General features: G+C 54.1%; 14 protein-coding genes. 6 read left to right on the top strand and 8 right to left on the bottom strand.

What is annotated here, in order from left to right; all coding sequences use genetic code 11:
* Window positions 1-11: 11 nt before the first annotated feature.
* The gene (ompC, locus tag HYQ67_RS05900; protein WP_202302303.1) at window positions 12-1,109 is read right to left on the bottom strand and encodes a porin OmpC; all 1,098 of its coding nucleotides are present in this window, start codon (window positions 1,107-1,109) and stop codon (window positions 12-14) included.
* Window positions 1,110-1,403: 294 nt separating this feature from the next.
* Here ompC and proB point away from each other — a divergent pair, with 294 nt between their 5' ends.
* The 4 genes from proB to HYQ67_RS05880 all read left to right on the top strand — a co-directional run bounded on the left by proB (window position 1,404) and on the right by HYQ67_RS05880 (window position 7,206).
* Entirely contained in the window at window positions 1,404-2,507 is a 1,104-nt protein-coding gene (gene proB / locus HYQ67_RS05895; RefSeq protein WP_202302301.1) for a glutamate 5-kinase, read from the top strand.
* 10 nt (window positions 2,508-2,517) lie between these two features.
* A complete protein-coding gene (gene proA, locus HYQ67_RS05890) occupies window positions 2,518-3,771 on the top strand; it encodes a glutamate-5-semialdehyde dehydrogenase (RefSeq protein WP_202302299.1) in 1,254 nt (417 codons plus the stop codon).
* A gap of 239 nt (window positions 3,772-4,010) precedes the next feature.
* Window positions 4,011-5,231, top strand: a complete 1,221-nt coding sequence (locus tag HYQ67_RS05885) for a cytochrome P450 (protein WP_202302297.1) — start codon at window positions 4,011-4,013, stop codon at window positions 5,229-5,231.
* 421 nt (window positions 5,232-5,652) lie between these two features.
* The gene (locus HYQ67_RS05880) at window positions 5,653-7,206 is read left to right on the top strand and encodes a peptide MFS transporter (RefSeq protein WP_202302295.1); all 1,554 of its coding nucleotides are present in this window, start codon (window positions 5,653-5,655) and stop codon (window positions 7,204-7,206) included.
* Window positions 7,207-7,287: 81 nt separating this feature from the next.
* Here HYQ67_RS05880 and HYQ67_RS05875 read toward each other — a convergent pair whose 3' ends face one another.
* Complete coding sequence (locus tag HYQ67_RS05875) at window positions 7,288-7,704, bottom strand: hypothetical protein (protein WP_202302293.1); 417 nt, start codon at window positions 7,702-7,704, stop codon at window positions 7,288-7,290.
* A gap of 500 nt (window positions 7,705-8,204) precedes the next feature.
* On the opposite strand from HYQ67_RS05875, the gene HYQ67_RS05870 reads away from it, so the two are divergent.
* Window positions 8,205-8,567 carry a tlde1 domain-containing protein gene (locus HYQ67_RS05870; RefSeq protein WP_202302291.1) on the top strand — a complete coding sequence of 121 codons (363 nt, stop codon included), beginning with the start codon at window positions 8,205-8,207 and terminating at the stop codon, window positions 8,565-8,567.
* Window positions 8,531-8,920 (top strand): hypothetical protein, encoded by a 390-nt coding sequence (locus HYQ67_RS05865; RefSeq protein WP_202302289.1) that lies wholly within the window; start codon window positions 8,531-8,533, stop codon window positions 8,918-8,920. Before HYQ67_RS05870 ends, HYQ67_RS05865 begins: the two co-directional genes overlap by 37 nt.
* A 51-nt stretch (window positions 8,921-8,971) precedes the next feature.
* On the opposite strand, the gene HYQ67_RS05860 is transcribed toward HYQ67_RS05865, so the two are convergent.
* From HYQ67_RS05860 to HYQ67_RS05835, 6 genes are all read right to left on the bottom strand, one after another.
* Complete coding sequence (locus tag HYQ67_RS05860; protein WP_202302287.1) at window positions 8,972-9,649, bottom strand: SDR family NAD(P)-dependent oxidoreductase; 678 nt, start codon at window positions 9,647-9,649, stop codon at window positions 8,972-8,974.
* 1 nt (window position 9,650) lies between these two features.
* Window positions 9,651-10,121, bottom strand: a complete 471-nt coding sequence (locus tag HYQ67_RS05855) for a NanQ anomerase/TabA/YiaL family protein (RefSeq protein WP_202302285.1) — start codon at window positions 10,119-10,121, stop codon at window positions 9,651-9,653.
* On the bottom strand, window positions 10,118-11,290 hold the full coding sequence (locus HYQ67_RS05850) for a sialidase family protein (protein ID WP_202302283.1): 1,173 nt from the start codon (window positions 11,288-11,290) through the stop codon (window positions 10,118-10,120). Before HYQ67_RS05850 ends, HYQ67_RS05855 begins: the two co-directional genes overlap by 4 nt.
* 1 nt (window position 11,291) lies before the next feature.
* Window positions 11,292-12,704 (bottom strand): sodium:solute symporter family protein, encoded by a 1,413-nt coding sequence (locus HYQ67_RS05845; RefSeq protein WP_202302281.1) that lies wholly within the window; start codon window positions 12,702-12,704, stop codon window positions 11,292-11,294.
* A 71-nt stretch (window positions 12,705-12,775) separates the two neighbouring features.
* The gene (locus tag HYQ67_RS05840) at window positions 12,776-13,660 is read right to left on the bottom strand and encodes a dihydrodipicolinate synthase family protein (protein ID WP_202302279.1); all 885 of its coding nucleotides are present in this window, start codon (window positions 13,658-13,660) and stop codon (window positions 12,776-12,778) included.
* A gap of 17 nt (window positions 13,661-13,677) precedes the next feature.
* Window positions 13,678-14,823, bottom strand: a complete 1,146-nt coding sequence (locus HYQ67_RS05835; RefSeq protein WP_202302277.1) for an iron-containing alcohol dehydrogenase — start codon at window positions 14,821-14,823, stop codon at window positions 13,678-13,680.
* Between the last annotated feature and the right edge of the window lie 60 nt (window positions 14,824-14,883).

Here is a 14,883-nt window from a genome sequence, read left to right as displayed (position 1 = left end):
GCATGATAAAGTCAGAACTGATAAACCAGACCTAAAGCTACCACGTCATCCGTATTCAGGTTGAGTGCGTTATTATCACCCAGTTGGTTGATTTTATAATCCACATACGTCGACATGTTTTTATTGAAATAATAAGTGGCGGCAACATCGATATATTTCACCAGGTCTGCATCACCTACGCCTTCAATATCTTTGCCTTTCGCCTGAACATAACCCAGTGACGGACGCAGGCCGAAATCAAACTGGTACTGAGCAATCACTTCAAACGCCTGGTTTTTATTCGCAAAGCCGCTGACTGAGGTGTCCACTCCGCCGATATTAGCCGTGCCGGACACTGGCGTCATATTGCGTGTTTCGGCATACATAGCGGCCAGGTAAACATTGTTGGCATCATATTTCAGGCCGGTGGTCCAGGCTTCGGCTTTATCACCCTGACCGTAAATATTGGTTTTCTGCGCCAGCGTGCGGTTGGAGTTACTGTACGCGCCGCCTACGCTCATGCCGCTGTCGCCCAGCTCATAAGTCAGGGAAGTCCCGAAACCGTCGCCGTTGGCTTTGCTTGCCGCGCGGCCGTCGTTCTCGTTTTTACCCTGGTACTGTAAGGCAAACTTGAGGCCATCGATCAATCCGAAGAAGTCGGTATTACGGTAAGTTGCCAGCCCGTTAGCACGGCCGGTCATAAAGTTATCGGTTTTGGTGTAAGAGTCGTCACCAAACTCCGGCATCATATCCGTCCACGAGGCGATGTTATAAAGCACGCCATAGTTACGGCCATAATCGAATGAACCGTAGTCACCGGCTTTTAAACCTGCAAAGGCTAAACGCGTTTTCGCGGTATTAGTATCGCTCTCGCTTTTATTGCCCGCCATCTGGTATTCCCACTGGCCAAAACCGGTCAGCAGATCGTTAATCTGTGTTTCACCTTTAAAGCCCAGGCGAACATAGGACTGGTCACCATCAACACTATTATTATCACTGAAATAATGCAGCCCTTTAACCTTTCCATAGAGATCGAGTTTATTTCCGTCTTTATTAAAAATCTCTGCGGCCTGAGAAGAGGAGACAGCAACAACGCTTATTACCATCAATGCCAGTGTGGTCTTTTTCATTTTCAATTCCAGATGTGTTGGACGCGCTAAAATTTAATCGAAATAAATTCCGTTAAAAAACGCAGAGAGTTTTATCGCCTGGAGATGAAAGATTTATGACAGAACAAGATAAAACTTAAATATAGGTAAAAAAGGTTTGCCGTCATAAAATTGTCAAATGTTACCGCTACGCTTGCTGATCCCTTTCAGGAAGTTGTGTGATTTCCCTCTCAGCCTGTTGGCAAGGCGCGTGAGTCCTGATACAACGTCAGTTGGTCTTTAATTTTCCCCCTTTCGTTAAAACGGCAGAGAATCATGAGTGATAGCCAGACGCTGGTCGTTAAACTTGGCACCAGCGTATTAACCGGTGGCTCACGCCGCCTGAACCGCGCCCACATCGTTGAGCTGGTGCGCCAGTGCGCGCAGCTGCACGCGAGCGGGCACCGCATTGTTATTGTTACCTCCGGGGCCATTGCCGCCGGGCGCGAGCATCTGGGCTACCCGGAACTCCCCGCCACTATCGCCTCCAAGCAACTGCTGGCGGCGGTTGGGCAGAGCCGCCTTATTCAGCTGTGGGAACAGCTCTTCTCTATTTACGGTATCCACGTCGGGCAGATGCTGCTGACGCGTGCCGATATGGAAGACCGCGAGCGCTTTCTGAACGCGCGTGACACCCTGCGTGCGCTGCTCGATAACAACATCGTGCCGATCATCAACGAAAACGATGCGGTGGCTACCGCAGAAATCAAAGTCGGCGATAACGATAATCTCTCTGCGCTGGCCGCTATTCTGGCCGGGGCGGACAAACTGCTGCTGCTGACCGACCAGCAGGGCCTCTATACCGCAGACCCGCGCAATAACCCGGAAGCGGAGCTCATTAAAGAAGTTCACGGCATCGACGACGCGCTACGCTCCATCGCGGGCGACAGCGTCTCGGGCCTGGGTACGGGCGGCATGGGCACCAAACTACAGGCCGCAGACGTTGCCTGCCGTGCGGGCATCGACGTCATTATTGCAGCAGGCAGTAAGCCTGGCGTGATTGGCGATGTGATGGCGGGTACGCCAGTAGGCACGCGCTTTCACGCGCAGCAGTCGCCGCTGGAGAACCGCAAACGCTGGATCTTCGGCGCGCCACCTGCGGGTGAAATCACCGTGGACGACGGCGCGCTCTCCGCCATCCTCGAGCGTGGCAGTTCTCTGTTGCCTAAAGGGATCAAAAGCGTGACGGGCAACTTTTCCCGTGGCGAAGTCATCCGCATTCGCAGCCTGGAAGGGCGCGACATCGCCCATGGCGTCTGCCGCTACAACAGCGATGCGCTGCGTCGCGTGGCGGGCCACCATTCACAACAGATCGGTGCGATCCTCGGCTATGAATACGGCCCGGTGGCGGTGCATCGTGACGACATGATCGTTAACTAAGGAGCGGGCAATGCTGGAACAGATGGGCAAAGCCGCCAAAGCGGCCTCTTACAAAATGGCACTGCTCTCAAGCCTTGAGAAAAACCGCGTGCTGCAACGCATTGCGGATTACCTGGAAGCGCAGGCTGAACAGATACTCACTGCCAACGAGCAGGATGTGGCGGAAGCCCGCACCAACGGCCTGAGCGAAGCGATGCTCGACCGCCTGCTGCTCACCCCGGCACGCCTGAAAGGTATCGCCGACGACGTGCGTCAGGTCTGCAACCTCGGCGACCCGGTAGGGCAGGTGATTGACGGCGGGCTGCTGGACAGCGGCCTGCGCCTCGAGCGTCGCCGCGTGCCGCTGGGCGTGATTGGCGTGATTTATGAAGCGCGGCCTAACGTCACCGTAGACGTCGCCTCCCTGTGCCTGAAAACCGGCAACGCGGCGATCCTGCGCGGCGGCAAAGAGACGTGGCGTACCAACGCAGCCACCGTGAAAGTTATCCAGCAGGCGCTGGTGGAATGCGGCCTGCCGGCGGCGGCAGTACAGGCGATTGAAAGCCCTGACCGCGCGCTGGTCAACGAGCTGCTGAAGATGGATCGCTACGTCGATATGCTGATCCCACGCGGCGGCGCGGGCCTGCATAAACTTTGCCGCGAGCAGTCCACCATTCCGGTGATCACCGGCGGAATTGGCGTCTGCCATATCGTGGTGGACGACACGGCGGAAATCGAACCGGCGCTGAAAATCATCGTTAACGCCAAGACTCAGCGGCCAAGCACCTGCAACACGGTGGAAACGCTGCTGGTGCATCAGGGCATTGCCGACACCTTCCTGCCCGCGCTCAGCAAGCAGATGGCGGAGTCCGGCGTCACGCTACACGCGGACGAAAAATCCCTGCCGGTGTTGCAAAATGGCCCGGCGGAAGCGCTGCCGGTGAAAGCGGAAGAGTACGATGATGAGTGGCTGTCTCTGCATCTGAACGTGAAGGTGGTCGCCGATCTGGACGAAGCCATCGACCACATCCGCGAGCACGGCACCCAGCATTCGGACGCCATCCTGACCCGCACGCTGCGCAACGCGAATCGCTTCGTTAATGAAGTGGATTCCTCTGCGGTATATGTGAACGCCTCAACCCGCTTCACCGACGGCGCGCAGTTCGGCCTGGGCGCGGAAGTTGCAGTCAGCACCCAGAAGCTGCACGCCCGTGGCCCGATGGGTCTGGAAGCGCTGACCACCTATAAGTGGATAGGCTTTGGGGACGATACGGTTCGGGGGTGATTGAAGAAGGGTAATACGGATAAGTTATTACCCTTTCATTTTGGGGACGTGTACTGTTTGTCAGTACACTCTTTTGAGTCCATCTCCTTCTCAGTGTCAATACTGACAAGCTAAAGGAGAGTCCATCGTTTAAGGCGTAGCGAGAAAAGTTGTCCCACTAACCGCAGTCGCAATAATGTCAGTGAAACATATCCCTGCTTAACTCAAAGGTTAGTCATCCTGTGACGAGGGTCCCACCTATGGCATATCTCGATAAAGCACTTCGGTTTAACCCTGCATCTCCTGATTTTCAGGAAAATCTTCATACCGTTTATCATCACATGCGAACTCACCAGCCGGTGATGCGAATAGGTAAAACATGGGTACTCACTCGCTATAAGGATGTTTATCAGGCTCTGAGAGAGCGCTCTTTCATCTCTTCGGGAATCCCTGAAGATTTGCATGCTGAACTGGAAAAACGGAGCCTCAGCCTCTCTCCTGCTTTGCGATCCCTTCTTTACGGCATCGTGCTGTTTGAAGATGGTGGCGTTCATCGGGAGCACCGTCAGGCGCTACAGGCATTGTTTTCGGGTGACTCATGGGTGGCCTTAACCGACATTATTTCTCGCGAAGCGAATTCGCTGGTGGCGGAGCTTAATGGCGTCAACACCTTAGACGGAATTGGCCAGATTGCCGCCCCTCTCTGGGGAAAGCTTTTTGTTGCCTGGCTCAACCTGCCGGAAGAGCAGCAGGAAGTGGTTGAGCAGGAGAGAAATGCAATTCGGTTATTACTCGATCCCAGCGCCATTGACAGACAGGGGCTTGAACGACTTTTAAAGGCGCTTTCACATCTGGATAAGAGTTTTTGTCGTCTGGCACAGGCGCACAGGAAGGGGTATGACTCGCTTTTTTATCGCAGTCTGCTCAAAGGATATGGTGGCAATGAAGAGACTCTTTCGCAGCGATTCAGCACCGATTGTGTCACGATGCTAATTGGCGGGAGTGAAACCAGTGAAGCTTTGTCCGGAAACCTGCTATTTATGCTTGCACAGCATCCTGAGCTACAGGAACGTGTCAAAAATAACTCCCTGCGCATGAAAGATATCGTCATTGAAACCATGCGCTTTGAGTCGCCGCTTCAGATGGCCAGGCGAAAGGTCGAGGCCCCGGTGACGCTGCTGGGTCGCCAGCTCAGCGTGGGCGATAACGTTCTGCTTTGTCTTGGTTCGGCTAACAGAGATGAACATGTTTTTGAGGAGGCATGGCGTTTTATGCCCGGCAGAAAGAATGCTCAACGCCAGCTGGGGTTTGGTGCGGGTGCGCACCAGTGTATCGGTCAACTACTGGCACAATACCAGGCTGAGAGCCTCGCCACTGCGTTAAGCGACAGAGGCACTATCACTCTGGAGGGCGAAGCCATCTGGTCAAAAAAAAGTCTGATACTGAGAACGCTTGAGAGCCTGGCAATAAGAATCGGCTAAAGGATTAATTTCAGCACCCCACTTTGAGATTTTTATTACACGCAAATAGTCGCGCGACCAGGGTGCTTTTATTCCCAGCTATGAATGTGAACCCAGGCAAAACGTTGGTCCGACAGCCCTCCTGTATCGCAAAAAAATCACCATCCTGTTTTAACGTTATGATTGTAAATGGAAAATGTGTGATTTATTGATACCGCACTCATGTCAATCACTATCCTCTCCCACCCGACAAAAAATCTGCAAAAGTAGACAATCATCGAATTTTCATCTTAAAGTTCTGGGATAAGGACTAGACAAAACCACCGACCAGTTATCAAATGGTCAAATAATCATAGCTTGATGTTAAAGAGCGGCCGTTATTCATAAAGCCGCCGGGCATTCTGGTGCTTACCGGCACGCCGACACACCTCATGGAGATTTTATGCAATCCTCTGTTAACAAAAACGAAAGCCGGACCTTCTTCGGCCATCCTTATCCGCTGGGCTCGCTGTTTTTCACCGAAATGTGGGAGCGCTTCTCGTTTTATGGCATTCGCCCCTTATTGATCCTGTTTATGGCCGCGACCGTTTACGACGGCGGCATGGGGCTGGCGCGTGAAAATGCCTCTGCCATCGTCGGGATCTTCGCGGGCAGCATGTACCTGGCGGCGCTGCCGGGCGGATGGCTGGCAGACAACTGGCTCGGCCAGCAGAAAGCGGTCTGGTACGGTTCGATCCTAATCGCACTCGGCCATCTGTCGATTGCGCTTTCCGCCATGATGGGCGACAGCCTGTTCTTTATCGGCCTGATGTTTATCGTGCTCGGTTCCGGCCTGTTCAAAACCTGTATCTCGGTGATGGTGGGGACGCTGTACAAAAAAGGCGATGCGCGCCGCGACGGCGGCTTCTCGCTCTTCTATATGGGTATCAACATGGGCTCCTTTATCGCGCCGCTGATCTCCGGCTGGCTGATAAAAACCCACGGCTGGCACTGGGGCTTTGGTATCGGCGGGATAGGGATGCTGGTCGCGCTGGTGATTTTCCGCGTCTTTGCCGTTCCGGCGATGAAACGTTACGACAGCGAAGTTGGCCTGGATTCAACCTGGAACAGCCCGGTGACGAAGAAAAATGGCGTGGGTGCCTGGCTACTGGCGCTGGCGGCTGGCGTAGCGGTCGTTGTGACGCTGATTGCGCAGGGTATTGTGGTTATCAATCCCGTCGCGGTCGCCAGCGTGCTGGTCTATGTGATTGCCGCTTCGGTGGCCCTCTATTTTATCTATCTGTTTATGTTTGCCGGTCTGAATCGCAAGGAGCGCGCCAGGCTGCTGGTCTGTTTTATTCTGCTGGTCTCCGCCGCTTTCTTCTGGTCCGCCTTTGAGCAGAAACCAACCTCGTTTAACCTGTTCGCGAATGACTATACCAACCGCATGGTGGGGGATTTTGAAATCCCTGCGGTGTGGTTCCAGTCAGTCAACGCGCTGTTTATCATTCTGCTGGCCCCGGTATTCAGCTGGGCATGGCCGGCAATGGCGCGGAAAAACGTGCGCCTGAGCAGCATCACCAAATTTGTTATCGGTATTTTATGTGCCGCGGCGGGCTTTGGCCTGATGATGCTGGCGGCAGAAAACGTCCTCAACAGCGGCGGAGCAGGCGTGTCGCCATTCTGGCTGGTCGGCAGCATTCTGATGCTGACGCTGGGTGAGCTGTGCCTGAGCCCGATTGGCCTTGCAACCATGACGCTGCTGGCGCCGGAAAGAATGCGCGGGCAGATGATGGGGCTGTGGTTCTGCGCCAGCGCGCTGGGCAACCTGGCGGCGGGCCTGATCGGCGGCCACGTGAAGGCCGATCAGCTGGATATGCTGCCGGATCTCTTCGCCCGCTGCTCTATTGCGCTGCTGATCTGCGCAGCGGTACTGCTGGTGCTTATCGTACCTGTACGCCGCATGCTGGAAAACGCGCAGGTGAAGAACGAGCAAAAACCGGTGACGGCTGCCTGACCTCGCGTGACGGGTAATCAACGAAGCTAAGCGACTAAAAAGAGGCCGGGTAATTATCCGGCCTCAGATTGCTGACCGGCTTTAAAATCTCGGCGCAACCAAATCCTCAATCAGTAAATTCACCAGCTCAAAGAGCAATCCATTCAGCACCTCGTTCACCTCGGCAGTTTGCCTCTGACTCATCAGCACCTGAGTCAGCGCGTAGCAATACTGACGCAGCAACTCTGAATCCTCGGCGAGATGCTGAGGCTGGGTATCTATTAACTTCTCTGCCGTCAGTCGATCAATCAGATACTGAGATAACGGCCTTTCCAGCTCATCTTTCATTACTTCAAGGCACTCAGCCAGGCGGATATATAAAGCCTGCCGATGAGCAGGACTGCTGTATTCAGTCAGCTCGTCGGAAAGCGTTTCGCAGGCGTCCAGCAGTTCGAACAGGTCCAGTGTCATAGGGACTGGGGAAGGGCTTAAATGAACTTTTGTGTTAACTGTATTCATGACGATAATCTTTGCTGAGTTTTTAAGATCGTCACTTCATGAGTTCCTACGCTCATGGGGGTGACGTTGATGGGGGTAGGAAGCCGAGGAACTCAACAGAAACCGGCCAGCCCGAAGGCTACCCACCAACGTCACCGTTACTCAGGATAAAGGTGTGTTGGTGCCGCGACAATTAAAAATACGCTGGTGCGTTCATTGTCGCTGTTGGTTCCATCGGGTTCCTACGCCCGGCACCAGATTTTGCTGGTGCCCAAACAGAATAATCAAATTGGTTTTCAGCTGACAATCGATATTTCCAGATAAGAAGATTGTTGGTTTATTACTGCGAGGGAACTCGCAAATCTTAAATTATCATTAATCTAATAATATAAAATATGCATAACCTGGCTCAGTAAATTTATTTTGCGAATTTATCTTCGCTCAGTTTAAAGAATTTGTACTCGATTATTTATGGCTTGCTGGCGTTACCATCTTAACTCTATTTATTAATAAAGGTTATTATGATGTGGGTCTATACTGTCAACGATGGGATTTTATCGCGAGGTGAAGAACGAATCTCGGGTGGTTATGCTGGCTTTGGTCCTTATATGAATAATCCAGCGTTTGAATGTGTGAAAGATTCAGGGCCGCTACCACGAGGACGTTATAAAATTGGTAAGCCTTTTTTTCACCCGCGTACCAAGGGATATACGATGCGGCTGATTCCTGACAGCTCAAATACGATGTGCGATCGTGAAGACTTTTTGATTCATGGCGACAGCATTGTTCATCCCGGTAAGGTCAGTCACGGCTGCATTATCTTTCCGTTCAATGTAAGGACGCATATATGGGAAAGCAACGACCATTTATTAACCGTCAGGTAGCCGCAGGAATCACGGTGGTTTTTCTCAGCCTGCCTTGTTGGGGGGCTTCTTCCGGCCCGGATTGTTCTGGTATCCAGCGCTGGCCCACCCAAACGACAAAGGTTCGGCTTGCGGAGTTTGGTTTTACAGCGGGTCAACTTGATGACACGAAAACCAAAACCGAGCTGATAGCGACAATGCCTGTTAAAGGCAAAGCGGGTACAGATACCGTTTACCAGCAGGTCTATCGTATCCATTTTGTGACGAATTCCGGCGAGCCTGTCAACGTCATGACGACTACGCTTGCGAATGACGAAGAGTGCTCCGCTGGCCTTGTCTCCATTGCTCTGATAGCAAAAGAACTTAGCCATTAATCTCTGCCAGGAGGTAAATGGCAGGCGACCCGGGTAGAGACGCGCGGATTGTCATGACAGCGATGCCCCCCCGCAAATCACCAGCTCCTGGCCCGTAATCGCCGCGGCTTCAGGCGATAATAAAAAGCTGACCAGCGCAGCAACTTCCTGCGGGGAGATCAGACGCCCGATGGGGGGAACGGACGGCGGGGAGCTGCTTCTGCCCGGCGCTTGCAGCATCGGGGTTTCCGTTGCGCCCGGCGCCACGATATTGACCGTGATCCCCAGCGGAGCCAGTTCTGCCGCCCAGCTCCTGGCCATGCCGACCAGCGCGGCTTTTGTGGCAACGTACTGCGACCGCCCGGCGGCCCCTTTTGACGTCCGACTGCCAATGATGATGAACCTGCCACCATGCGGTAATTTCTGCGCGTAGTAATTGACCAGCGCTTCGGCGACGCTGACATGCAGCTGCCAGAGCTGCCTGCCGATCTCCGGGTTCAGTTCACCCAGCGGTGCGGCGGCCATCATACCTGCCGCATGGATAACCGCATGGGGTTGATCAATATTGCCCAAAGCGTCTGGTAATGCCTGTGTGTCCATGAGATCGATGGCGATGCTGCGGAATTGCGCGCAGTCTTTGTTGACCACCCTGCGGCTCAGGCCGGTGACTCTCCAGCCCTGGGAGAGAAGCAGATCAACGATCGCTTCACCAATCCCTGAGCTGGCACCCGTTACGATGGCATGACGCATATCAGGCCTCCAGCAGCGAGCGTGGGATTTTAAAGACCGCCTTCCGCACTTCAGCCGGTTGCCGCAATGCGCACAGGGCCTGATGAGGTTCGCCGGGCAGAAAAACGGCAAAATTCCCGGCCCTGAGTTTTATCGTCACGCAGTCCGGTGCCCCAGGCGTGATGAAAAGATCGGGTTTACGCTCTTCATCCGAAGGGCTTGCGGCGGACAGGCATCCGGCATGGATCAGTTCTTCTCCGCTGAGGATGACCTGAATATCAGCCCAGCCGCGATGATATTCCGTATGGCGAAGGTTTTCTGGCTGCGTCAGAGAGGAGCCAATATTACAAAACCAGGCCACTCCCTCGGGTTGCCAGCGCCCGTCTGCCCGCTGTTGAAGGGCGTTGAGTGAGGTGTCCACTCTGTCCAGAATACAGCGTAGCGCAGCGGGCAGCCCTGCCTGCGGCAGGGCGTTAAGATCGCCGATGATCATTGTTGGCTCTCCTTCACCCACTCAGGGGAAAGATGGACATATTTGATGGCCTGACGGTAATAGGTGTAGGCGATGTGCAGCATTCCCTGCGAGTCCTGCTTTATGCTTGGGTAGGAAAATTCCCGGTTCAGTTTTTGCTGCGAGTTATTGGTCATGCAGTAGCCGTCACCTTCATCAAGATGGCGCTGCCATGGCCAGCTTTTGCCACCGTCAGCGGAGATGGCTACCGTCATCGGCGCGCGTGGCGCCCCCCAGAAGGCGGTGCGGCCGGACGTCACTGTCGGTTCTTTACGGCTGTCATCGCCATCATCGATTTCATCATAAAGTGAAGCCCGGCGCTCGGTCGCTCCCGCAGCATTCATGGCATTAAACACCAGCGCCAGCTCGCCGTTGTGCAACGTCGTCACCTGAATGGAGGAGTTATTGTTGGGTAAATCCGTCGCCTCGGGTTTTGACCAGCTTTCGCCGTTATCGGTGGACTGGCTGTAATAAATATTATCGGCCCAGCGGCTGCGAAACAGCGCAATCAGCGTCCCGCTGGTGAGCGGCGTAATATTCATATGGACACACCCCAGGCTCCCCGGCACCTCTATATCCCGCCAGGTTTTGCCCTGGTCGCTGGATAATTTAACGGCGCTGATATCGTCATTGCCCACCCATTTTTCACCGGCACGGGTGCGGCAGTAAAAGACCGGCAGCAGCCAGCTGCCATTTTCCAGCACGGTGATTGGCTGGCGGATAAATGTGCCCGGCTCGTCGAGTAATACGCCAGTCTCCCCCCAGCTTTGCCCGAAGTCGGTTGACTGACGATAGCGCACAATCGCCGTTTCCTGATTGCCGGAAATTTGCGCCGTCCACAGCAGCCATAGCACGTTGTCCGGGGCCAGGAAAAGGAGCGGATTTTGCTCCGAGCGCGTAGGATCATCCGACAGCCTGACGGCCTCGCTCCAGCGTTCGCTACCCGGCATGAGACAAGCGCTCCAGACCGAAATATCCGCCACCCCTTCCTGCGTGCCGCCGAACCAGACGCAAAGCACTCTGCCATCCGGCAGCGGCAATAAATTAGCCGCGTGGTTCTGCGGGCATGGCGAAGGCAGCATTGCTGTTAATAGCTGAGGATCCTGTTTCACTGGTCGGATAACACCATCACGAATTACAGCAGCAGACATGTCAGACTCCATTATTTTCAGCGGGGGTAGTATTTTTGCGATCGTTTTTATTCGGAATTAAATAGTCAATTGCCATGATGACAGCCGGAGTGAGCAAGGCGATGTACATGTTGTTGATACCGAAAGGATCGCCGAGTAAGTACCAGACAGATGTGACAACACAGGCCCCTATTAGCCCCGCGTTAGCACCACGGGCGCTTTTGAAGAACGGGGCGTAGAAAGCAATGACCGCCACCACGGAAATCGATAAGCGAATGGCTCGGGTAAAGAAGGAGAGCTTCAACACTTCAGGAACCACCAGCACGAAGATCAGCGGCACAAAGCCAATCAGCAAAGAGATCCAGCGCGTTGCTTTGAACTCCTGCTCCTGGGTAGGTTGGTAATAAGGGACGTAAAAATCTTTGACGACCAGCGAGGAGATGGCCAGAGCAACCGTACTGACGCTGACGAAAATCGACGCGACAAGCGCCGTGGTCACCAGCCCCGCCAGCCACGGGTTCATATCCTGCAGGAAGATCGGCATGGCATACAGGCTGCTGATTTCAGGGTGTAAAAACTTAGCGGCAACGCCGATGACGGCAATGGCTAAACCAATCGGCAAGCAGAAAAAGAACGCGATCATAGTTGAGCGTTTGGCCGCTTTGACATCTTTTGTTGAGGAGATGGCCTGGATAACGAACTGGGTGCAGAAGATGGAGCCGACCGTACCAATCAGCCAGGCGAAAATGGTGCTGGCACCGAGATCGCCATCCCATGTCCAGTAAAAATCAGGCATGTGCTGGATCATCGGGGTGAAGCCGCCAGTTTCGTACAGCGCGAAGCCCATGATGATCAGGATGCCGACATACTTCAGGATGCTGTGCAGCAAGGTCACCCAGGCAACCCCTTTCATGCCGCCGAAGACAAAGTAGAATGTACTGACCACCGCGGTAATCAGCGCGGCAACGGGCAGATTAATTTTCAGGATAGTGGAGATAGCCGCAGCGCCGCTGACATAGTTCCCCACGTTCACCAGCAGCAGCGCGTAGATCATAATGATCGAGATGATGTTTTTGGTGCTGGTGCCGTATTTCTCCGCGATAGCCCCGGAGATAGTAATTTTTCGGGTGTTATAGATACGTTTGACCAGCACGAAACCAAATATCGGGAAGCCAATGGCTGCGCCAATCACCGACCAGGAAGCAGCGATACCGTGTTCAAACGCCGCCTGTGCAGTACCAATGGTAGATTTAGCACCGATGTATTCCGACATCAAAAGGATGCCGACAAGAAAGGCTGGCATAGCGCGCGAGCCTTCCATGAAATCGCCAGTATTTTTACTGCGTAACCGGTAGGTTAGCCAGGATGTAAAGACGATATAGGCAATCACCAGGCCAACAATAATTAAAGTATCTTCAGCGGTAAAATTGTTCATCTCAGCCTCTCTTCAGGGCGTACGAAGCCAGGGCGCAGGAGCGCCTGGTCAGGTTTATGACGAATTTATGCCTACATCAGCGACTGGGTCACTATCTGGCGGATCTGTTGATTCATCTGCTCGCTAAACTGCACGGCGTAGCGGCTTTCCCCGACGGGGTAGCCCATCAGCAGCAGAGCCTGTTTCACGGCGGCGGGTGAGAAAGCCACGTTGTAGAGGTCAGTGCGCAGGCGGGTGACATTTTCCTGCGCCTGCTGCGAAGCGGAAATGTCCCCGGCTTTGAACGCCGTCCAGATAGCATTGATTTGCCGGGGAGCGACGTTCGCCAGCCCGGAGATGCAGGCTGAACATCCTTCCACAAAGCCCTGATGAATCAGCGAATCAGGGCCATTCAACACGTCAAACTGGTCAATATCTTTTACCGCTTCGAGGAAACCGCTCAGGCTTGCGTAGCTGCCGGCGCTGTCTTTAATGCCGATGATATTGCCGTGGCGGGCTAATGTACGGGTCGTTTGCGGCTCGAGGGTATTTCCCGTGCGCGCCGGAATGTTGTACAGAAAAACGGGTACGCTGAGCGCGTCGGCAATAGCGCTGTAATGGGCAATTAATTCATCTTGCTTGAGCGGCACGAAGTAAGGCGTGATGACCGAAACGGCGTCCACCCCCAGTTTTTCGATCTCTTTCCCCAGGCGGATCGTCTCGCGAGTGGAGATCTCACCGATATGGGCCACGACGTTTGCCCGGCCTGCGACGGTCGTGACGCAGGTTTCGGTGACGGCGATTTTCTCTTTCTCATTGAGCACGAAAAACTCGCCGTTGGTACCGCCGCAAAAAATGCCGTTGCCTGCGTCCAGCTGGCGATTGACCTGATTAGCTAACTCAGGAGTATTTAACGCACCATCCCTTTCAAAAGGGGTCACAATCGCGGTCAGGACACCTTCGATTTTCTTCTTCATTATTCTCTTCTCCGGCGCTAATTTTTAGGGAACAAAGCCTGGTAAATTTCCTGGATATCGGCGTGATTTACGGTGCAGGGAACGTTATTCATTAGCCGCTTAACGTTAAGGGCCGCATCGCTGAGGGCGGGGATAGCGCTTTGCGGAACACCAAGCGTTTCCAGGTTATCCGGCAGGTTCAGCCTTTTGACGAGATCCTGGAAATAATGCACCAGCGCGTGTGACTTTTCCTCGTTGCTCAGGGAAAGGTCGGCATTCGGAATTAAGTCCCAGACCTGGGCAAATTTGTCGATAGCGTGCGGGCGGATCGCTTTCATGCACGGCGCCAGCAGAATGGCGTTTGCCACGCCGTGAGGCAGATGGTAAGTGCCACCAAGAGGATAGGAGAGGGCATGGACCAGGTGGGTACCGGCATGCGTTATAGCGACACCGCCATAATAAGATGCCCATAACATTTCTAGCCGAGCGTTGAGGTTGTGCGGATTTTCGACGGCGACCTCAAGATTGCGAAAGAGTTTATGCAGCCCCATTAACGCGGCGTTATCGCTGAGCGGACTGGCGCAGGTTGCGGTGAAGCACTCAATCAGATGGCATAGCGCATCTATCCCCGTTGAGGAGGCAATGTGTGCGGGCATGCTGGTGGTCAGCTCAGGGAGCAGCGCAACATAGTCCGGCAGCATGACCGGTGAAATAATGCCGACTTTGGTGTTTTGTTCCGGGATCGCCAGAATGGCATTCGGTGTGGATTCAGAGCCTGTGCCTGCCGTCGCCGGGATCAGTAGAGACGCTACGCGGTGTGTGGGTTTCTCTCCCGCAAGCAGCGCGGTGAGCCCCGGCGAGCTGGGATGACAAAGTACGCTGAGCAGCTTGGCAACATCCAGCACGCTTCCGCCCCCGACGCCGATAACCATCTCTGCCTGCGTATCGTTCAGCGAGGCGAGGATAGCCGCCACCTGATGCTGGTTTGGCTCCGCCGGCACCGTATCAACGAGCTGGACCTGGCAAGCCTGCTTTTTCAGCAGCTGATGAATTTGCTGCATCGCAGGAAGCCTGCTGATGTTGGCATCCGTTAGCAGCACGATTTTCTGTTTCCCTTCAACCAGCGGGGCGAGGGCGGCCGTCGCCCCTGCGCCGCTTATCAAGGTACTGTTTATTGTTACCACAACCTTCTCCTGTCATTTTGTGTGGTGATTAATTTCAATCACTCGATCTTTGATTACCTG

The organism is Dryocola clanedunensis subsp. sulfonylureivorans, from assembly GCF_016756775.1.
In the GTDB taxonomy this organism is placed as follows: domain Bacteria; phylum Pseudomonadota; class Gammaproteobacteria; order Enterobacterales; family Enterobacteriaceae; genus Dryocola; species Dryocola clanedunensis.
The sequence above is the reverse complement of the archived record's forward strand: the minus strand, read 5'-3'. Positions and strand labels throughout refer to the sequence as shown.